The organism is Streptomyces sp. SD15 (genome assembly GCF_054462255.1).
The window spans coordinates 117569-136817 of sequence record NZ_JBTLMO010000013.1 but is presented as its reverse complement, the minus strand read 5'-3'; the positions used below and the strand labels follow the sequence as shown (position 1 = coordinate 136817).

Below are 19249 nucleotides of genomic sequence, written 5' to 3'. Positions count from 1 at the left end.
TGCGCCGACAAGGCATCGTCGATTCCCCGCGACCTGATCCAAACGACAGGCCCTGGGTGTCAGAAGACCTTGCCCGGGTTCAGCAGGCCCAGGGGATCGAACGTCGTCTTGATCCCGCGCTGCATCTCCACGCCCACCGGGCCGATCTCGCGCGCCAGCCACTCCTTCTTCAGGACGCCGACGCCGTGCTCGCCGGTGATGGTGCCGCCGAGTTCCAGGCCGAGGGCCATGATCTCGTCGAAGGACTCGCGGGCGCGCCGGGACTCGTCGGGGTCGGTGGCGTCGAAGCAGACGGTGGGGTGGGTGTTGCCGTCGCCGGCGTGCGCGCAGACGCCGATGGTCAGGGAGTACTTGTCGGCGACGCGCTCGATGCCTTCGAGCATGTCGCCGAGCCGGGAGCGCGGCACGCACACGTCGTCGATCATCGTCGTGCCCTTGACGGCTTCGAGCGCGGTGAGCGACAACCGCCGCGCCTGGAGGAGGAGTTCGGACTCCGCCGCGTCCTCCGCCGGGACCACCTGCGTCGCGCCCGCGGCCTCGCACAGGGCGCCCACCGCGGCGAGGTCGGCCGCCGGGTCGTGGGTGTCGAAGGCGGCGAGGAGGAGGGCCTCGGTGGTCTCCGGGAGGCCCATGTGGGCGAGGTCGTTGACGGCCTTCACCGTCGTACGGTCCATCAGTTCGAGGAGGGAGGGGACGTGGCCGCCCTCCATGATCCTGCATACGGCGTCGCAGGCGGCCCGCGCCGACCCGAACTCCGCGGCCAGCACGAGCTGCTGGGGCGGCTGCGGCTTGAGGGCCAGGGTCGCCCGTACGACGATGCCGAGCGAGCCCTCCGAGCCGACGAAGAGACGAGTGAGGTCGTACCCGGCGACGCCCTTCGCCGTACGGCGGCCGGTGGACATGAGCCGGCCGTCGGCCAGGACGACGTCGAGGCCGAGGACGTACTCGGCCGTCACCCCGTACTTCACGCAGCACAGCCCGCCGGAGGCCGTGCCGATGTTGCCGCCGATCGTGCACATCTCCCAGCTGGAGGGGTCCGGCGGGTAGTACAGGCCGAGTTCACCCACGGCGCGGGAGAGCGTGGCGTTGATGACGCCGGGTTCGACCACGGCGACCCGGTCGACCGGGCTGATCTCGAGGATCCGGTCCATTTTCACCAGGGACAGCGCGATGCAGCCGTCGGAGGCGTTGGCGGCGCCGGACAGGCCGGTGCGGGCACCCTGCGGGACGACGGGGACGCGCAGCTCGGTCGCGGTGCGCATGATGTGCTGAACCTGTTCGACGGTGCGTGGCAGGACGACGACGGCGGGCGTGCCGGCCTCGCAGAAGCTCGCCATGTCGTTGGCGTACGAGACCGTGACGTCCGGGTCGGTGAGGACCGCCTCGGTCGGCAGGCCGGCGAGGAGACGGTCGACGAGGTTGCCGGTGACGTCGTCGCGCGGGGCTTCGATACGGCTCATGATCACAGCGTCGCACCCGGGGCCATCGGTGTGAACCCCGTCTGCGGCACCCTTTGTGTGCCGGGATGTGGTCTTCGTACTGGAGCACAGTGAACGGCATGCAGATCGAAGAGCGACAGCCGGTTCTCACCGGACTGCAGCCCGAGGGACCCTCCGGGGGGCGGCGCCGCTCCCCCTTCGTGAAGCGCGCCCTGATCGGTGTGGTCGCCGGGTGTGTCGTCCTCGGCGGGGTGCTGGTGCTGCTGCCCTGGGCCCCGGACTCCGCGCCGCCGCCCTCGCCGGGGCCGCTGGCGGCGCGGGCGAAGGCGGCGGCGGCGCCGGTGGCGGCGCGGGCGCGGGCGGCTGCCGGGGCCGGGGTGCCCGCCGCGCTGCCCGATCTGGCGGCGCTCATCGGCGACCGCGAGGCCCATCTGCGGGCCCGGCCGCGCGACGGGCAGTCGTGGGCGGTGCTCGGTGCGGCGTATGTGGAGCAGGGGCGGCGGACCGCGACGCCCGCGTACTTCCCGAAGGCCGAGCAGGCGCTGCGTACGTCGCTGGCGGCCGGGCCGACGCAGAATGTGGCGGCGCTGGACGGACTGGCCGCGCTCGCCAACGCGCGCCATGACTTCCGGGCGGGCCGGAAGTGGGGCGAGGCGGCGCTGAAGCTGGCGCCGAAGCGGTGGACGACGTATCCGCTGCTGATCGACTCCTACACCGGCCTCGGCGACTACAAGGCCGCCCGCACGGCGCTGGAGAAGCTCCAGGGGCTGCACTCGGGACCGCCGGTGCTGGTCCAGGCCTCGCAGGTGTACTGGGAGCGTGGCTGGCGGGAGGACGCGGTGGCCGCGCTGGCGGACGCGGCGGCGGGCTCGGGGACCCCGGCCGAGCGGGCGGCCTGGCTGGAGGAGTCCGGCCGGCTGGCCTGGGAGCGCGGGGACCGGGAGGAGTCGCTGCGCTTCTACCGGACCGCGCTGCGCACCGACCCCGACAGGCACGGCGCGCTCGCCGGGCAGGGGCGTGCGCTGGCGGCGCTCGGGCGCACGCCGGAGGCGCAGCGTGCCTACCAGGCGGCGCTCGCCAAGCGGCCCGAGCCGCGGTACGCGCTGGAGCTGGGCGAGTTGTACGAGACGCTGGGGCTCGCCGACGCGGCGCGGGTGCAGTACGACCTGCTGCGGGAGCGGGTGCGGACGGATGCCGCGAACGGCGTCAACAACGAGCTGCTCCTCGGGCTGTTCGAGGCCGACCACGGTGATCCGGCGACCGCCGTGCGCCGACTGCGCGCCGAGTGGAAGCGGCAGCCCGGTATCGCGGTCGTGGACGCGCTGGGGTGGGCGCTGCACCGGGCGGGCTTCGACGAGGAGGCCCTGACGTTCGCGACGCGGGCGACGGACAATATGCACGGAGGCGGCGTGCGCAGTGCGCTGTACATGTTCCACCGGGGCCTGATCGAACGTGACCTGGGCCTCGCCGGGTCGGCCCGCCGTCACCTCGAGGAGTCCCTCCGCATCAACCCGTACTTCTCCCCCGCCTTCGCCCCCATGGCCAGACAAGCCCTGGACGCCCTGGGCGAACCGGCCGCCGAGCCCCTGCCATAGACCGCGTAGCCGGGCCGATAGCCGGTGCCGGTAGCCGGTGCCGGTAGCCGGGGTTCTACAGGTTGCCGCGCTTCTCCTGCTCCCGTTCGATCGCCTCGAACAGTGCCTTGAAGTTGCCCTTGCCGAAGCCCATGGAGCCGTGCCGTTCGATGATCTCGAAGAAGACGGTCGGGCGGTCCTGGACCGGCTTGGTGAAGATCTGGAGCAGGTAGCCGTCCTCGTCGCGGTCGGCGAGGATCTTGAGCTCGCGCAGGGTGTCGACGGGGACGCGGGTGTCGCCGACCCATTCGCCGAGGGTGTCGTAGTACGAGTCGGGGGTGTCGAGGAACTGGACCCCGGCCGCACGCATGGTCCGTACCGTCCGCTCGATGTCGTTGGTGTTCAGCGCGATGTGCTGGACGCCCGCGCCGCCGTAGAACTCGAGGTACTCGTCGATCTGGGACTTCTTCTTGGCGATGGCGGGCTCGTTGATCGGGAACTTGACCTTGAGCGTGCCGTCGGCGACGACCTTCGACATCAGCGCGCTGTACTCGGTGGCGATGTCGTCGCCCACGAACTCCTTCATGTTCGTGAAGCCCATGACCTTGTTGTAGAAGCCGACCCATTCGTTCATCCGGCCGAGTTCGACGTTGCCGACGCAGTGGTCGATGGCCTGGAAGGTGCGGTGGGCGGGCGGCTCGACGATCGGGTCGGCGGCCGTGTAGCCGGGGAGGTACGGGCCGTCGTACCCGGTCCGCTCGACGAGCGTGTGCCGGGTCTCGCCGTACGTGGCGATCGTGGCCAGGACGACCGTGCCGTGCTCGTCCTTCAGCTCGTACGGCTCGGCGAGCGGGCGGGCGCCGTGCTCGACGGCGTACGCGTACGCGGCGCGGGCGTCCGGGACCTCGATGGCGAGGTCGACGACGCCGTCGCCGTGCGCGGCCACGTGCTCGGCGAGGAAGTGGCCCCAGGTGGTGGCGGGCTTGATGACGGAGGTGAGGACGAAGCGCGCCGAGCCGTTCGTGAGGACGTACGAGGCGGTCTCGCGGCTGCCGGTCTCCGGTCCGGAGTAGGCGACCAGCCGCATGCCGAAGGCGGTGGAGTAGTAGTGCGCGGCCTGTTTGGCGTTGCCGACGGCAAAGACGACCGCGTCCATTCCCTTGACCGGGAAGGGGTCTGCCTGCCGGGCGGTGTCGGGAGTGCGGTGTGTGGTCTGCGTCATGGGGGAAGCGTCGCCCCGGTCTGCAAGCTGCGCAATAGTTTGCGGATTCACTGGTCAATCTGTGCAGTGACGGGTAGGGATGGGCGGACTTTCTGTACAGGATGACCAGCCGCGAGGGAGCCGGAGGGGCGCGCCCCGCAGGCGAACGAGCCAAAAAAAGGGGAGAGGCTGTCGTGGCGATCGACCATCTGGACGGACAGATCATCGTGCTGCTGGCACGGGAGCCGCGCATCGGCGTCCTGGAGATGTCCCGGCGGCTCGGCGTCGCGCGCGGCACCGTGCAGGCCCGCCTGGACCGGCTTCAGTCAAATGGAGTCATCCGGGGATTCGGCCCGCAGGTGGATCCCGCCGCGCTCGGATACCCCGTCACGGCCTTCGCGACCCTGCAGATCAGACAGGGCCAAGGTCCGGACGTACGGGCGCACTTGGCGACCGTTCCGGAGGTGCTGGAGCTGCACACCACCACCGGCGGCGGCGACATGCTGTGCCGGCTGGTGGCCCGCTCGAACGCCGATCTTCAACGTGTGATCGACCGGGTCGTCGGTTTTGATGGCATTGTCCGGGCCTCCACGGCGATCGTCATGGAGAACCCCGTTCCGCTGCGGATCATCCCGCTGGTGGAGCAGGCGGCAACCGAGCACTGACCGATGACGGGGTGAGGTGGCGTGAACTTCTGGGAGTACGTGAGCAGCCACCATCAGCAGCTGTTCACGGACGCGTACCAACACGCCAGCGCGGTCTTCCAGTGCATGGTCGTCGCGACCGTGATCGGTGTGGTGATCGGCGTCGTCACCTATCGCAACGACTTGGCGGGCAACCTCGCCACGACCACCACCTCCGCGATTCTGACCATGCCCTCGCTCGCCATGATCGGTCTGCTGATCCCGATCGTGGGCCTGGGTGTCCCGCCGACGGTGATCGCGCTGACGCTGTACGGCCTGCTGCCGATCGTGCGCAACGCGATCGTGGGCCTGCGCGGCGTCGACCCCACACTGGTGGACGCGGCGACGGGCATCGGCATGTCGCGCCTGGCCCGGCTGGCGCGGGTCGAGCTGCCGCTCGCCTGGCCGCCGATCCTCACCGGGATCCGGATCTCCACGCAGATGCTGATGGGCATCGCGGCGATCGCGGCGTACGCGTCCGGGCCCGGCCTCGGCAACGAGATCTTCCGCGGCCTCGCCTCCCTGGGCAGCAAGAACGCGCTCAACCAGGTGCTCGCGGGCACGCTCGGGATCATCATCCTGGCACTGCTGTTCGACGCCGCCTACGTCCTCATCGGACGGTTGACCATCCCCAGGGGGATCCGTGCCTGAGACGCCCACGGACACCGAGGCGCAGACCTCCGGCGCCACCATCGAGCTCGAGCACCTCACCAAGCGCTACCCCGGCAGCCGCGACCCCGCCGTGGACAGCGTCAACATGGAGATCAAGGCGGGCGAGCTGGTCGTCTTCGTGGGCCCCTCGGGATGCGGCAAGTCCACCACCCTGAAGATGATCAACCGGCTCATCGAACCGACGGGCGGGCGCATCCGCATCGGCGGGGAGGACGTCACCGACATGGACCCGGTGAAGCTGCGTCGCAAGATCGGGTACGCGATCCAGGCGTCCGGACTCTTCCCGCACATGACGGTCGCCCAGAACATCGCCCTCGTACCGAAGATGGTCGGCTGGCCGAAGGGGCGGATCAAGGCGCGCGTCGCGGAGATGCTGGACCTGGTCGGCCTCGACCCGGGCGAGTTCCAGGGCCGCTATCCGCGCCAGCTCTCCGGCGGCCAGCAGCAGCGCGTGGGCGTGGCGCGGGCGCTCGCGGCCGACCCGCCCGTCCTGCTGATGGACGAGCCCTTCGGAGCCGTGGACCCGATCACCCGCGACCACCTCCAGGACGAGCTGATCCGGCTCCAGCACGAGCTGCACAAGACGATCGTCTTCGTCACCCATGACTTCGACGAGGCGATCAAGCTCGGTGACCGGATCGCGGTCCTTCGCGAGCGCTCGCACATCGCGCAGTTCGACACCCCGGAGGCGATCCTCACCAACCCGGCCGACGACTTCGTGTCGGGGTTCGTGGGCGCGGGGGCGGCCCTGAAGCGGCTCAACCTCACCCGCGTACGGGATGTGGAGGTCACCGACTACCCGACCGTGACCGTGGACGACCCGCTCCAGGAGATCTTCAACAAGCTCAGGAGCAGCGGTACGAACGAGATCCTGCTGCTGGACAAGCGGCGCCGCCCCTACAAGTGGCTGCGGCGCGGCGATCTGATGCGGGCCAAGGGCTCGCTGGCGCGGGCGGGCACGCTGGTGCACGACACGGTGACCCGGGACGCCACGCTGCGGGACGCCCTGGAGGCCGTGCTCATCGACAACACGGGCCGGGTCGCCGTCACCGGGCGGCGGGGCGAGTACATCGGCGTCGTCGACATGGAGACGCTGATGAACTCGGTGCAGGAGATGCTGGAGGCCGACCGGCTGGAGGCGATGGAGCACCAGCACGAGCTGGAGGAGGCGCGCGCCCAGCTGACCCACTTCGAGCAGGAGGGCGTGGGCGAGGGGGAGGCGAAGGCGTGAGCACTCCCCCGCAGGAGCAGCGGCCCGAGGGCGAGCACGAGGTCAAGGGGCTCGCCTTCCGGGACGAGGGCGAGGTCGAGCAGGAGGCCCCGCCGCCACAGGCCGTCACGCTCAAGCCGCGCATCACCTGGCAGAAGCTGACCTTCCTGCCCGCCCTCATCGTGGCCGTGCTGCTCGCCACCTGGATCTGGTTCCAGCAGGCGCAGCTCGACGCGATCTCCGAGAACGCGCTGTCGAACGGGCAGGTGTCGAAGGCCCTGTGGCAGCACATCCAGCTGACCGCGATCTCCACCTTCTTCGTGCTGATCATCGCGATCCCCCTGGGCATCCTGCTCACCCGCAAGGCGTTCCGGAAGGCGACGCCGTTCGCGATGACCGTCGCCAACATGGGTCAGGCCACCCCGGCGATCGGCCTGTTGGCGCTCCTGGTCATCTGGCTCGGCACCGGCGAGAGGTCGGCCCTGATCGGCATCATCATCTACGCCATCCTGCCGGTCCTCTCCAACACGATCGCCGGGCTGAAGGCGAACGACCCGACCCTCCTGGAGGCCGCGCGCGGCATCGGCATGTCGCCCCTGGGGGTGCTGCAGCGGATCGAACTCCCGCTGGCCGTCCCGCTGATCCTCGCGGGGGTACGTACGGCGCTGGTCCTGAACGTGGGCACCGCGACCCTCGCCACCTTCGGCGGAGGCGGCGGTCTCGGCGTTCTCATCACCACCGGCATCACCACCCAGCGCATGCCCGTCCTCGTCCTCGGCTCGATCCTCACAGTCGCGCTGGCGCTGCTCGTGGACTGGCTCGCGTCACTTGCCGAACTGCTGCTCAGGCCACGCGGGCTGGAGGCGGACTCATGAGGCGCAGGCGTACGTGCCTGGTCCTGGCCGGGGCGCTGGTGCTGGCCGCCGGCTGCGGGCTGACCAGCGGCTCCCCCATGGTCGACGACGTCGAGCCCGGCTCGATCGGGCAGGGGCTGCCGCTCAAGGGCGCCGACCTGACGGTCGCCTCGAAGGAGTTCACCGAGCAGCTGATCCTCGGCGCGATGATGGGCATCGCCTTCGAGGCGGCCGGCGCGAACGTGCTCGACCGCACCGGGATCCAGGGGTCGATCGGCGCCCGCGAGGCGCTCAAGAGCGGTGACGTGGACGGCATGTACGAGTACACGGGCACCGCCTGGATCACGTACCTCGGCAACAGCAAGCCCATCCCCGACCCGCAGCGGCAGTGGCAGGCGGTGCACGACGCGGATCTGAAGAACGGGATCACCTGGCTGCCGCCGGCCACGCTCAACAACACCTACGCGCTCGCCATGAACCAGGCCAACTTCAAGAAGTACCGCACGACGACGCTCTCGGGGGTGGCCGCGCTGTCCAAGTCGGACCCGGGCGCGGTCACGGTGTGCGTGGAGAGCGAGTTCGCCAACCGGGCCGACGGTCTGCCGGGCATGCAGAAGGCGTACGGGATGCATCTGCCCGCCAAGAACATCACGCAGATGGACACCGGGATCATCTACACCCAGGTGGCGAAGGGGAGTTGTACGTACGGCGAGGTGTTCACCACCGACGGGCGCATCAAGTCGATGAACCTGGTGGTGATGGCGGACGACAAGAAGTTCTTCCCCAACTACAACGCGGCACCCGCGATCAACTCCAAGGCCCTGGAGAAGTACCCGGCGATCGCCGAGGTCCTCGACCCGATCACCAAGAAGCTCAACAACACGGTGGCGCAGGAACTGAACGCCAAGGTGGACGTGGACGGGGAGGACCCGCACCAGGTGGCGCTGGACTGGCTGAAGCAGGAGGGGTTCGTCAAGGGAGGGTGACCACTCGCCCCGCGCAGCACGCCCGCGTCTCCGGCATGATCCGCCGGACAGGCCCTAACAGCTCGGTACCGAGCCTGTGCCCTTCTCCAGGGCGACCAGGGCATCGACCGTGCCCTTCAGCGTGGTCACCGGAATCAGCCGCAGCCCCTTCGGCAGCTCCGTCCTGGCGTCCGCGCACTCCGCCTTCGGGACCAGGAACACGGTGGCACCGTCGCGCCGGGCGGCCTGCGTCTTCAGGGCGACGCCACCGACCGCGCCCACCGTGCCGTCGGCGTCTATCGTCCCCGTACCCGCGATGTTGCGGCCGCCCGTGAGGTCGCCGCCGCTGCCGTCGCCGTCCAGCTTGTTGATGATGCCGAGGGTGAAAAGCAGCCCGGCGCTGGGCCCGCCGACGTCGGCCAGCCTGAGCGTGACCTTCACGTCGTTCTTCTCACCGAGGTAGGACAGGGCCGCCTCGGTGGCCGTGTCCTGGGACTCCCGCATCTCGGCGGCGTTGTGCTGCTCGATCTCCTTGACGGTGTCCCCGCTCGGGTAGACCGAGTCGCGGGGCATCACCGCCCGGTCCGTACGGAACCAGCTGTCGACGACGTCGCCGAGGCCGACGCTCGCGTCCGGCCCCGTCGCCTCGATCGTCGTCATGCGCAGCTGCCCGCTGGTCCTGCGGGTGGGCGCCCCACTGATCGTGATCACCGGTTCGCCCTTGTTCTCGCCGAGGACGTTCGCCGTCATGCCGGGCTGCGTCAGGGAGAAGGGCAGCGGCGCGAACGCCGCCGTGGCGAGCAGGGCCACGACGGGCAGGGCGCAGACGGCGACGGCCTGGGGGCGCGTGAGGCGAGAGAGCACGGGATCAATCTAACTTGACCGCTGGGTAAGGCCCCCGTACAGGTCCCGCCGCGCGGTCGTGAAGCGCCGCAGCGCCTCCGGCAGCGGTTCGATGCCGATGCCCGGGGTGCGCGGAACCGGCAGATGCCCGTCCACCAGGACGAACGGCTCGGTGATGTCCTCGGCGAAGTAGCGGCTGGACGCGGAGGTGTCACCGGGGAGGGTGAAGCCGGGGAGCGCGGCGAGCGCGAGGTTGGGCGCGCGGCCGATGCCCGTCTCCAGCATGCCGCCGCACCACACCGGCACCCCGTGCGCGTGGGCGACGTCGTGGACGCGGCGGGCCTCCAGGTAACCGCCGACGCGGGCGGGCTTCACATTGACCACCCGGCACGCGTCCATGGCGATCGCGGACGCGGTGTCGCGGGCACTGTGCAGCGACTCGTCGAGGCAGACGGGGGTGGCGAGGCGCTGCTGGAGCCGGGCGTGGGCGTGCAGGTTGTTCTCCTCCAGCGGTTCCTCGATGAGCAGCAGCCCGAACTCGTCGAGCCCCCGCAGCCGCTCGGCGTCCGCGAGCGAGTACGCCGTGTTGGCGTCGACCTGGAGCGGCAGCGCGTCCCCGAAGCGGTCACGCACGGCTCGTACAGGAGCCAGGTCCCAGCCGGGTTCGATCTTCAGCTTGATGCGGACGTACCCCTCGTCGAGATAGCGCTCGACGTCGTCGAGGAGCGCCCCGAGGGAGTCCTTGATGCCGACGGACACGCCTGCGGGTACCCGGTCGTGGACGGCCCCGAGGTAGGTCGCGAGCGGCATGCCGTACGCGCGCAGCTCGGCGTCGAGGACCGCCGTCTCCAGGGCCGCCTTGGCCAGCTCGTGGCCCTTGATCTTCGCCATCGCGGGCGCGAGCGCGGCGGCCGTGAGGTCGGGCAGGGCGGCCACGCGCGGCAGCAGGAAGTCGCGGAGCACGATCTCGGCGCCGGCCACGAACTCCGAGCAGTACAGCGGCTCGGGGTCGGCGGCGAACTCCGACCAGCCCTCGGCCGCGTCCGTGACGACGTGCAGCAGGAAGGTGTCCTTCGTCGTCATCGTGCCGAAGGAGGTGCGGAAGGGGGTGACGAGGGGGAGGGCGATGTGGACGACTTCGACGCGTTCGAGCTTCATGCGGCGCCTTCCGTGGAGGGGCGGGTGAGGGTGTACCAGCCGTCGCGGGACATCCCCGTGGCGACGTACCCCTCGGCGAAGGCCTCCGTGAAGACCTCGCGGACGGCGTGGCGCCAGCGCAGCGCCAGCGACGGCTCGGCGGCGCGCAGCTTGACGATGTCGTCGGGGACACGGCACCACACGTACCGGCCGGCGAGGTCGCGGCGCGCGAGGGGCGCGCCGTCCGGGGCGACGTGAGTGGCGGGGGCACCTTCGCGGCCGCCCGGGTGCTGCGGCGTACGAGGGTGGACGAGATCCCAGGTCACGGTCAGCCGGTCGCTCTCGTCGCCGTCGTTCACGCCGTCGGCCATCGGCCCGTAGAAGTCGACGAGGTACTCCGTGCCGGTGGCGCCCAGTTTGACCAGGTTGAAGCGGGCGTTGCGGGCGACCAGGGGGTCGAAGGTCCAGCGCATGGTGCGGGCGCCGCGCTCCAGGGCCCAGACGCGCTGGGCCTGCTTCACGGCGTACCCGACCCCGCGGCCGGTGGCGGCGGCAGCGGCCACGAAGGAGTACACGTCGGCGTGGGCGGGCGGCCCGAAGACGGCGACGGAGGCTCCGGCGAGACGGGTTCCGTCATAGGCCGCGTGCACCGCGCCACCCGCGTGGACAAGGCTGTGCAGCACCTCGGCCGGGTAGGGCGGGGTGCTGCGGGGGGTCTGCCAGACGTCGCTGAAGAAGTCGGTCACGGCGGCGATACCGGTGACGTCGTGGACGGTACGGAGGGTGACTCCGGCCGCGCGGGCGGCGGCCGCAGCGAGATCACGTGCTCCCGTGGCTCCTGTCATGAGTCGAGTCTCGGAGCTCGCGGCCGCGCTCACGTTGTGCGGCAGGACAACACCCACGTACGTTCGTGATGAGATCGGCCAACCCATCTGGAAGGGGCCCGCATGGACACCTGCACCCTCGGCGACCTGCTGGACGTCATCGGCGGCCCCTCCGTACGGCTGCACACCACGCCTCGCGGGCTCACCGTGCCCGTCACCGAGGCGCTGCTGTACGACGCCCACGCGCCGCTCCCGCGTGCCCCCGGGGCGCTGCTGCTGGCGGTCGGGGTGCGCGCGTCCGCGGCCGGGCCGCTGGCACGGGCGGCGGCTCAGGCCGGGATGAGCGGGCTCGTCGTACGCGGCCCGGACGGCCCGCTCGCGGAGGCGGAGTCGGCGGGCGTGGCCCTGCTCTCCGTGGACGAGGACGCCGCCTGGCACCAGGTGCACCTGCTGTTCGCCTCGGCGATCGGCGCGCTCCCCCAGGGGCCCGGCCTCACTCGGCCAGGAGGGATCCCCGGGACGGCCGCCCTCGGCGACCTGTTCGCCCTGGCCGACGCCGTCGCCGCGGCCGTCGGCGGCGCCACCGCCGTCGAGGACCCGCGGCAGCGGATCCTCGCGTACTCGACGGTCCCGGGCCAGGCGGTGGACGAGGACCGCCGCCAGGGCATCCTCGGCCTCCAGGTGCCAGGGAGCCCGGAGAACTCGGAGCAGTACCGGACACTGTTCGCGGCGCGGGGAGTGGTCCGGCTGCCCGCACTGGCCGGGAGCGACAACCTGCCGCGCCTCGCCGTCGCCGTCCGCGCCGGCGGCGAGACCCTCGGGTCGCTGTGGGTCGTCGACGACGGCGACCTCGCGCCGGACGCCGAGGAGGCGCTCGCGCAGGGGGCGTCCACGGCGGCGCTGCTCCTGCTGCGCGCGCGGGCCGCCCAGGAACTGGCCCGGCACCAGGACGGGGACCTGCTGCGCCGCCTGCTCGACGGCACCGCGGACCCGGCGGGCGCCGCCCACCGCCTGGGCCTGGACACCGTACGGGTGGCCGCGTTCGTCCTCGACTCCACGGCGCCCGCCCCGGACGGCGAGCAGACCGCGCTACGGCTCCTGGACCTCGTACGACTGCAGTGCGAGACCCGGTACGGGCGGCACGCGTGCGTGTTGGTCGACGGAGTCGTGTACGCGCTGCTGCCGGCGCCCGGCGAGCACGGCGGGGCGCATGAGCTGCAGCCCCGGAGGCGAACAAATAGACACAGCCACAAGGGGCTCGCCGAGGACATCGTGCGGCGGGCCGGGCAGGCGCTGCGGGTGCCCGTGCGTGCGGGCCTCGGGGATGTCGTGGCGGGGCTCGCGGAGGTGCCGGCCTCCCGCGCCGACGCGGACCTCGTGCTGCGTGTCGTGGGACCCGAGCTGCCGGTGGCGTCGGTGGACGAGGCGCGCCCGCGGGTCACCCTGCTCCGGCTCACCGAAGTACTCGGCGAGCGGCGGGAGTTGAGTGCCGGGTCGTGGCGGAGGGTGCTGGCGTACGACACCGAGCACGGCACCGACTACGCCCGCACCTTCATCGCCTGGCTGGACGCGGGCTGCGACATGGCGGGCGCGGCGCGGCTGCTCGCCGTGCACCCCAACACCTGCCGCTACCGCCTCAAGCAGGCCCAGCAGCAGCTCGGGATCGACCTCGACGATCCCGACGAACGACTGGTTCTGTGGCTGCAGTTGAGGACACTGGGCGAGCTCGACACCCGTCACTGAGCCGCCTTCACCCTCCAACGGGCCGCCGGGACGGGTCAGTTCACGTCCACATCCTCGAAGACCTCCAGCATGCGCGTCAGCACCCGTACACATGTCTGCACATCCGCGTCGGTCAGGTCGCCGCGCACCCGCTTCAGCAGCGCGCTCTCGCGGGTGATCACCGCGTCGATGGCCGAACGGCCGTCGTCGGTCAGCCGGATCAGCGAGGACCGCTGGTGCGCGGGGTTGGCAATGGCCTCGACCAGCCCGTGGGCCGCCGCCTCGTTGACCATCCGCTGCACGAACTGACGGCTGAGCGCCTGCGCACGCCCCATCTGGGGGACCGTCAGGGGCCCCTGCGCACGCAGGAGGTCCAGGACGGCGCGCACGCCGATGGACAGGCCTTCGATCGGCTCGTTCAGCTCCACCTTGCGGGTCACGCGCCGGTACAGAGGCCCCAGCACGGCGAACACCTCGTACAGGCGGGGGGCGAGGTCATCGGGCTCGAGTGGTTTGTTCTCGTCGGGCTTGCTGTCGTCGGGCCTGCTGTCGTCGGGCCTGCTGTCGTCGGTCACGGAAACAGGATGACACCTTGGTTGCCAAGTCCCCGCCAACATGACACCTTGGTTGTCATGACTGATGCCGCTCAGGTGTTCATGTTCGAGTCCGCCGACGGCCCGCTCGCCTACCGCGAGGTCGGCACGGGCCCCCCGCTGGTGCTGCTGCACGGCGGCTTCACCGACCACCGCATGTGGGACGCCCTGGTGCCGCTCCTCGCGGTCGGCCACCGGGTGATCGCGCCCGACGCCCGCGGCCACGGCCGGTCGGCCAACGCGACGAAGCCCTTCCGTCCCACCGACGACCTCGCCGCCCTCCTGCGCCACCTGGACACGGGCCCCGCGGTCCTCGTCGGGATGTCGATGGGCGGGGCCACCGCGGTCGACACCACGCTGGAGCACCCGGACCTCGTCCGCGCACTCGTCGTCAGCGGCGCCGGGATCACCGACCCCGAGGACACCGACCCCTGGACCCTGGACATCAAGAACCGCTCGGGCGGCGCCCTGGCCGCCGGCGACATCGACGGCTGGGTCGACATCTTCGCCTCGGCCGTGGCCGGCCCGTATCGCACGCTCGACGAGGTGGACCCGGAGGTCGTAGGGCGGGTGCGGGAAATGGCGCGGGGGACTATTTCCAAGCACACGCCCGACGAACCCGACTGGTCCGTCCCGGTGACCGACACCTCGGCGCGCGCCAAGACCATCGCGGTCCCCGTCCTGGCCATCAACGGCGCCCTCGACGCGGCCGACCTGATCGCGATGGCCGACCGCCTCGTCGACGCCGTCGCCGACGGCCGCACGGAAACCGTCGAGGGCGCCGCCCACTACGCCAACATGGAACAGCCGTACGTCTTCACCAAGTTCCTGATGGAGTGGCTCAGCCGCCTCCCCGCGTGAGCCACTCCGTCAACCGCTCCTCGCACGCCCGCGACGACCTCGGTGACGTCGACCTCGTACTCGTCCTCGGGAAAGAGATCCCGTACGTACTTCTCCGCCTCCTCCGCCGAACGACTCGGCGCGAACCTGGAGTTGACGGTGATCACACACTCGTCGGGGACGACGTTGCGGTGAGGTCGAGAGGAGCGGTCACGCCGCCCCCTTGGACGCGAGCTTCGAGTGCTTGATCCCGTAGAGCCAGTAGATGACCAGACCGACGGCCATCCACCCACCGAACGCGACCCACGTGTCCGTCCCCAGGCTGAACAGCATGTACACGCAGAAACCCACGCCCAGGATCGGCGTCACCGGCGAGAAGGGCACCCGGAAGGACCGGGGCGCCTCGGGGCTGCGGCGGCGCAGCAGGATGACCGCCAGGTTGACCAGCATGAAGGCGAAGAGCGTGCCGATGCTGGTGGCGTCGGCGAGCGCGCCCAGCGGGACGAGCGCCGCGAGTACGGCGATGAACGCGGAGACGATCACGGTGTTGGCACGCGGCACCCCGGTGGTGGGGTGCACCTTGGCGAACAGCGGCGGTACGAGCCCGTCGCGGGACATCGCGAAGAGGATGCGGATCTGTCCGTACTGCACGGTGAGCACGACGCTCGTGGTGGCGACGACCGCACCGATGGAAAGGAGGATCGGCCACAGGCTGCCGCCGCCCACCGACTGCACGAGCACCTCGCTCAGCGTGGCCTCCGTGCCCTCGAACTTCTGCCACGGCATCGCGCCGAGCGCGGCGACCGCGACAAGGACGTACAGGGCGGTGACGAGGACGAGGGAAAGGATGATGGCGCGCGGCAGATCACGCTGCGGGTTCTTGGCCTCTTCACCGGCGGTGGAGGCGGCGTCGAAGCCGATGTAGGAGAAGAACAGCGAAGCGGCGCCCGCGCTCATACCGGCGGTGCCGAGCGGGAAGAGGGGCGTGAAGTTCCCGGCACGGAAGGCGGTGAAGGCGACCGCGCAGAACATCACGAGAGCGGCGATCTTCACGCCGACCATGATGGTGTTCGCGACGGCGCTCTCCTTCGCTCCCCGCAGCAGTACGACCATGGAGAGGACGACGATGGCGGCGGCGGGGATGTTGAGCACACCGCCGTCGCCGGGCGGCGCGCTGAGCGTGTCGGGCAGGGTGACGCCGACGGTCAGCTCCAGCAACTCGTTGACGTACTGCCCCCAGCCGACCGCGACGGCGGCCACGGACACCCCGTACTCCAGGATCAGACACCAGCCGCAGACCCAGGCGACGAGCTCACCGAGGGTGGCGTAGGTGTAGCTGTACGAGGAACCGGAGCCCGGGATCATGCCGGCCAGCTCGGCGTACGACAGCGCGGAGAACAGCGCGGTCACCCCGGCCAGCACGAACGACACGACGATCGCGGGCCCGGCCTCGGGTACGGCCTCTCCGAGCACCACGAAGATGCCGGTGCCGAGCGTGGCCCCCACGCTGAGCAGCGTCAGCTGCCCGACGCCCATGGTCCGCCTGAGCGGACTCCCGGCGGCCTCGGCGACCAGCGACCCGACCCCCTGACGCCGCGTCAGCCGGGCTGTCCACCCGCCCCGTTGGCCGCCCTCCGGCCGCGTACGTACCGTCTCCACCGAGCCACTCCCTCCACCGTTCCGCCTTCAGTGCCCCGATGATGCGGAGGGCGGGGCGGCGAACGGTGGGAGCATCGGCCAGAGATGCCGTGGGCGGTTTGGCGGGTCGGCCAAAGCCGGGGGCTTGCCGGAAACACACGTGCGTACGCGGCATACGGGGCTGTGGGGTCGGTCGACAGCCGTGGGTCAGCGCAACGCGTCCGCGACCTCTCGCGCCGCGTCCATCACTCGCGGCCCCACCCGCTCCGGCACGGCATCAGCGAGCATGACCACGCCGACACTGCCCTCGACCCCGGTCACGCCGATGAGAGGAGCCGCGGCACCACTCGCGCCCGCCTCCAACTCCCCGTGCGTGAGGGTGTATCCGGGCCCGGCCACCGGCGTCTGCCGGGCGGCGAGGATCGCGCGGCCCGCGGCACCCTTGTCCAGCGAGTGACGGAACCCGGCGCGATAGGCCACGTGATAGTCGGTCCAGGTCGGCTCGACGACGGCGACGGCGAGGGCCTCGGTCCCGTCGACGAGGGTGAGGTGGGCGGTGGCCCCGATGTCCTCGGCCAGCGCGCGCAACGCGGGCAGCGCGGCCTCCCGTACCAGCGGATGCACCTGGCGGCCCAGCCGCAGCACCCCCAGGCCGACTCGGGCGCGGCCGCCCAGATCACGGCGTACGAGTGCGTGCTGCTCCAACGTGGCGAGCAACCGGTACACAACGGTCCGGTTGACTCCCAGTTTGTTCGAGAGCTCAGTGACGGTCAGCCCGTGATCCGTGTCGGCGAGCAGCTTGAGGACGCGCAGTCCCCGGTCGAGCGTCTGAGAGGTCTCCGCGGTCACGACGCCCACTCCTTAGTGGTGAGGTCGACGGCCCCCTCTCGGCGGATGCGTCACCGAGTCCCGTCGGCGACGCGCTTCAGAGGCCGCCGATCGGCTGGCGGCCCGAGTTCCTCCCGGGCTCAGTCGCTTCACGGCTGCGCTCCGCGGCGGCGCTGCCACGGGGCGTGTGCGTAGCGGGACAGTAGCGAGCCGGTTCGCTCAGCGGAAGGCTCCGTCCAGAATCCGGGCAGCGGCTGGTACGGACCCTCTCGCTTTGCCCTGGTATGCACGGAGCGCAGCACTCGGCGTGCACCACCTCTACACACAGCGCACATGCCGTGACGCGCGCCTGTGAGCCATGAGACACGCCCCTTACAGGGGCAGGGCGCCGCGCGTCACCGCATCCGGGTGGCCCACTCCTGCACCTTGGCGATCCGCTGCCGCAGCTGCCCTGCCGTGGCCTCCGCGCTCGGCGGGCCACCGCACACGCGCCGCAGCTCGGTGTGGATCACGCCGTGCGGCTTGCCGCTCTGGTGGACGTACGCGCCGACCATGGTGTTGAGCTGTTTCCTGAGCTCCAGCATCTCCTTGTGGGAGACCACCGGGCGTCGCTCGGCGGGAAGTTCGAGAAGATCCGCTTCCTCGTCGGGCTTCTTGCGGCTGTGCGCGATCTGCCGGGCCTGCCGCTTCTGGAGCAGCAGCTGGACCTGGTCGGGTTCGAGGAGACCCGGAATACCGAGGTAGTCCTGCTCCTCCTCGCTGCCCGGGTGGGCCTGCATCCCGAACTCGGCGCCGTCGTAGAGGACCCGGTCGAAGACGGCCTCGGACTCCAGGGCCTCGAAGGAGAACTGCTCCTGCTCCCCGGTGTCCTCGTCCTGCTCCCGGTTCGCCTCGTCCATCTCCTTCTCGGACTCGGCGTACGGGTCCTCCTCGCCCTCCTTCTTGGGCTTGTCGAGGGCGTGGTCGCGCTCGACCTCCATCTCGTTGGCGAAGGTGAGGAGGTCGGGGACGGTCGGGAGGAAGACGGAGGCGGTCTCGCCGCGCCGCCGGGACCGTACGAAACGGCCGACGGCCTGCGCGAAGAAGAGGGGCGTGGAGATGGTGGTGGCGTACACACCGACGGCCAGCCGCGGCACGTCGACGCCCTCGGACACCATCCGCACCGCGACCATCCACCGGTCGTCGCTGTGGCTGAACTCGTCGATCCTGTTGGACGCGCCCGTGTCGTCGGAGAGGACGAGAGTCGCCTTGGTGCCGGTGATCTCGCGGATCAGCTTGGCGTAGGCGCGGGCAGAGTCCTGGTCGGAGGCGATGACGAGGGCACCCGCGTCCGGGATGCCCTTCCTGACCTCGGTCAGTCGCTGGTCGGCGGCGCGCAGCACGCTCGGCATCCACTCGCCGCGCGGATCGAGGGCGGTGCGCCAGGCCTGGCTGATGGCGTCCTTGGTCATCGGCTCGCCGAGCCGCGCCGCGATTTCGTCCCCCGCCTTCGTGCGCCAGCGCATGTTGCCGCTGTAGGAGAGGAAGATGACGGGCCGGACGACGCCGTCGCCGAGGGCGGAGCCGTACCCGTAGGTGTAGTCCGCGGACGAGCGCCGGATCCCGTCGTTCCCTTCCTCGTACGTGACGAAGGGAATGGGGTTGGTGTCGGAGCGGAAAGGCGTACCGGTCAGCGCGAGCCGGCGGGTGGCGGGCTCGAACGCCTCGAGGCAGGCCTCGCCCCACGACTTGGAGTCACCGGCGTGGTGGATCTCGTCGAGGATGACGAGGGTCTTCCTCTGCTCCACCCGATTCCGGTGCAGCATGGGCCGCACGCCGACACCGGCGTACGTCACGGCGACCCCTTGGTACTCCTTGCTGAGCGGTCCCGCGCTGTACTCGGGATCCAGCTTGATCCCCACCCGCGCGGCCGCCTCCGCCCACTGCTTCTTCAGATGCTCGGTCGGCGCGACCACGGTCACCTGTTGCACGACATGGTGGTGCAGCAGCCAGGACGCGAGCGTCAGCGCGAACGTCGTCTTGCCGGCGCCGGGTGTGGCGACGGCCAGGAAGTCGCGCGGCTGTTCCTGGATGTACCTCTCCATCGCCCCCTGCTGCCAGGCGCGCAGCTTGCCCGCGGTGCCCCAGGGGGCGCGGCCGGGGAAGGCGGGTGAGAGGTGATGTGAGGACGAGGCGTTGGCGGCGGCGGTGGTAGTCACGGTCTCCGTGGGTGGGGTCGAGCGGCTC

17 protein-coding genes are annotated in these 19249 nt (G+C 70.9%); 8 read left to right on the top strand and 9 right to left on the bottom strand.

Annotated elements, in window-relative coordinates; all coding sequences use genetic code 11:
- Nucleotides 1-59: 59 nt before the first annotated feature.
- Nucleotides 60-1466: an FAD-binding oxidoreductase gene (locus tag ACX28W_RS15515; protein WP_458999536.1), complete on the bottom strand. Its 1407-nt coding sequence runs from the start codon at nt 1464-1466 to the stop codon at nt 60-62.
- A 92-nt stretch (nt 1467-1558) separates the two neighbouring features.
- On the opposite strand from ACX28W_RS15515, the gene ACX28W_RS15510 reads away from it, so the two are divergent.
- A complete protein-coding gene (locus tag ACX28W_RS15510) occupies nt 1559-3034 on the top strand; it encodes a tetratricopeptide repeat protein (protein ID WP_458999535.1) in 1476 nt (491 codons plus the stop codon).
- Between the two features lie 55 nt (nt 3035-3089).
- On the opposite strand, the gene hppD is transcribed toward ACX28W_RS15510, so the two are convergent.
- The gene (hppD, locus tag ACX28W_RS15505) at nt 3090-4235 is read right to left on the bottom strand and encodes a 4-hydroxyphenylpyruvate dioxygenase (protein ID WP_458999534.1); all 1146 of its coding nucleotides are present in this window, start codon (nt 4233-4235) and stop codon (nt 3090-3092) included.
- A gap of 173 nt (nt 4236-4408) precedes the next feature.
- Here hppD and ACX28W_RS15500 point away from each other — a divergent pair, with 173 nt between their 5' ends.
- Genes ACX28W_RS15500 through ACX28W_RS15480 form a run of 5 tightly spaced genes read left to right on the top strand, consistent with a single transcriptional unit; the run spans nt 4409 to nt 8619 of the window.
- Nucleotides 4409-4879, top strand: a complete 471-nt coding sequence (locus ACX28W_RS15500) for an Lrp/AsnC family transcriptional regulator (protein WP_458999533.1) — start codon at nt 4409-4411, stop codon at nt 4877-4879.
- A 21-nt stretch (nt 4880-4900) separates the two neighbouring features.
- Nucleotides 4901-5548 carry an ABC transporter permease gene (locus ACX28W_RS15495; protein ID WP_458999531.1) on the top strand — a complete coding sequence of 216 codons (648 nt, stop codon included), beginning with the start codon at nt 4901-4903 and terminating at the stop codon, nt 5546-5548.
- Nucleotides 5541-6800, top strand: a complete 1260-nt coding sequence (locus ACX28W_RS15490; RefSeq protein ID WP_458999530.1) for a betaine/proline/choline family ABC transporter ATP-binding protein — start codon at nt 5541-5543, stop codon at nt 6798-6800. Before ACX28W_RS15495 ends, ACX28W_RS15490 begins: the two co-directional genes overlap by 8 nt.
- The gene (locus ACX28W_RS15485) at nt 6797-7654 is read left to right on the top strand and encodes an ABC transporter permease (protein WP_458999529.1); all 858 of its coding nucleotides are present in this window, start codon (nt 6797-6799) and stop codon (nt 7652-7654) included. Before ACX28W_RS15490 ends, ACX28W_RS15485 begins: the two co-directional genes overlap by 4 nt.
- Nucleotides 7651-8619 (top strand): glycine betaine ABC transporter substrate-binding protein, encoded by a 969-nt coding sequence (locus ACX28W_RS15480; RefSeq protein ID WP_458999527.1) that lies wholly within the window; start codon nt 7651-7653, stop codon nt 8617-8619. The genes ACX28W_RS15485 and ACX28W_RS15480 overlap by 4 nt, the downstream gene beginning before the upstream one ends.
- Before the next feature lie 54 nt (nt 8620-8673).
- On the opposite strand, the gene ACX28W_RS15475 is transcribed toward ACX28W_RS15480, so the two are convergent.
- The 3 genes from ACX28W_RS15475 to ACX28W_RS15465 are packed head-to-tail and all read right to left on the bottom strand — an operon-like array spanning nt 8674 to nt 11423.
- Nucleotides 8674-9462: a S16 family serine protease gene (locus tag ACX28W_RS15475; protein ID WP_458999526.1), complete on the bottom strand. Its 789-nt coding sequence runs from the start codon at nt 9460-9462 to the stop codon at nt 8674-8676.
- A 9-nt stretch (nt 9463-9471) separates the two neighbouring features.
- Nucleotides 9472-10599 carry an o-succinylbenzoate synthase gene (gene menC / locus ACX28W_RS15470; protein WP_458999525.1) on the bottom strand — a complete coding sequence of 376 codons (1128 nt, stop codon included), beginning with the start codon at nt 10597-10599 and terminating at the stop codon, nt 9472-9474.
- Nucleotides 10596-11423, bottom strand: coding sequence for a GNAT family N-acetyltransferase (locus tag ACX28W_RS15465; RefSeq protein WP_458999524.1), 828 nt, complete (start codon nt 11421-11423; stop codon nt 10596-10598). The genes menC and ACX28W_RS15465 overlap by 4 nt, the downstream gene beginning before the upstream one ends.
- Nucleotides 11424-11525: 102 nt before the next feature.
- Between ACX28W_RS15465 and ACX28W_RS15460 the strand changes: the two genes are divergently transcribed.
- Nucleotides 11526-13145 (top strand): PucR family transcriptional regulator, encoded by a 1620-nt coding sequence (locus ACX28W_RS15460; RefSeq protein ID WP_458999522.1) that lies wholly within the window; start codon nt 11526-11528, stop codon nt 13143-13145.
- A gap of 35 nt (nt 13146-13180) precedes the next feature.
- Here ACX28W_RS15460 and ACX28W_RS15455 read toward each other — a convergent pair whose 3' ends face one another.
- Nucleotides 13181-13699: a MarR family winged helix-turn-helix transcriptional regulator gene (locus ACX28W_RS15455; RefSeq protein WP_458999521.1), complete on the bottom strand. Its 519-nt coding sequence runs from the start codon at nt 13697-13699 to the stop codon at nt 13181-13183.
- Between the two features lie 57 nt (nt 13700-13756).
- Here ACX28W_RS15455 and ACX28W_RS15450 point away from each other — a divergent pair, with 57 nt between their 5' ends.
- Nucleotides 13757-14578, top strand: coding sequence for an alpha/beta fold hydrolase (locus ACX28W_RS15450; RefSeq protein ID WP_458999520.1), 822 nt, complete (start codon nt 13757-13759; stop codon nt 14576-14578).
- A 189-nt stretch (nt 14579-14767) separates the two neighbouring features.
- Here the strand turns inward: ACX28W_RS15450 and ACX28W_RS15445 are convergent, their stop codons facing one another.
- The 3 genes from ACX28W_RS15445 to ACX28W_RS15435 all read right to left on the bottom strand — a co-directional run bounded on the left by ACX28W_RS15445 (nt 14768) and on the right by ACX28W_RS15435 (nt 19221).
- A complete protein-coding gene (locus ACX28W_RS15445; protein ID WP_458999519.1) occupies nt 14768-16216 on the bottom strand; it encodes an amino acid permease in 1449 nt (482 codons plus the stop codon).
- A gap of 186 nt (nt 16217-16402) precedes the next feature.
- The gene (locus ACX28W_RS15440; protein WP_458999518.1) at nt 16403-17044 is read right to left on the bottom strand and encodes an IclR family transcriptional regulator; all 642 of its coding nucleotides are present in this window, start codon (nt 17042-17044) and stop codon (nt 16403-16405) included.
- A gap of 374 nt (nt 17045-17418) precedes the next feature.
- Nucleotides 17419-19221 carry a DEAD/DEAH box helicase gene (locus ACX28W_RS15435; RefSeq protein ID WP_458999517.1) on the bottom strand — a complete coding sequence of 601 codons (1803 nt, stop codon included), beginning with the start codon at nt 19219-19221 and terminating at the stop codon, nt 17419-17421.
- Nucleotides 19222-19249: the final 28 nt, after the last annotated feature.

Excerpts from the sequence above, each read along its gene's own strand:
- hppD (WP_458999534.1), bottom strand. The coding sequence starts at position 4,235 with ATGACGCAGACCACACACCGCACTCCCGACACCGCCCGGCAGGCAGAC.
- ACX28W_RS15460 (WP_458999522.1), top strand. The coding sequence starts at position 11,526 with ATGGACACCTGCACCCTCGGCGACCTGCTGGACGTCATCGGCGGCCCC.
- menC (WP_458999525.1), bottom strand. The coding sequence starts at position 10,599 with ATGAAGCTCGAACGCGTCGAAGTCGTCCACATCGCCCTCCCCCTCGTC.
- ACX28W_RS15510 (WP_458999535.1), top strand. The coding sequence starts at position 1,559 with ATGCAGATCGAAGAGCGACAGCCGGTTCTCACCGGACTGCAGCCCGAG.
- ACX28W_RS15480 (WP_458999527.1), top strand. The coding sequence starts at position 7,651 with ATGAGGCGCAGGCGTACGTGCCTGGTCCTGGCCGGGGCGCTGGTGCTG.
- ACX28W_RS15450 (WP_458999520.1), top strand. The coding sequence starts at position 13,757 with ATGACTGATGCCGCTCAGGTGTTCATGTTCGAGTCCGCCGACGGCCCG.
- ACX28W_RS15465 (WP_458999524.1), bottom strand. The coding sequence starts at position 11,423 with ATGACAGGAGCCACGGGAGCACGTGATCTCGCTGCGGCCGCCGCCCGC.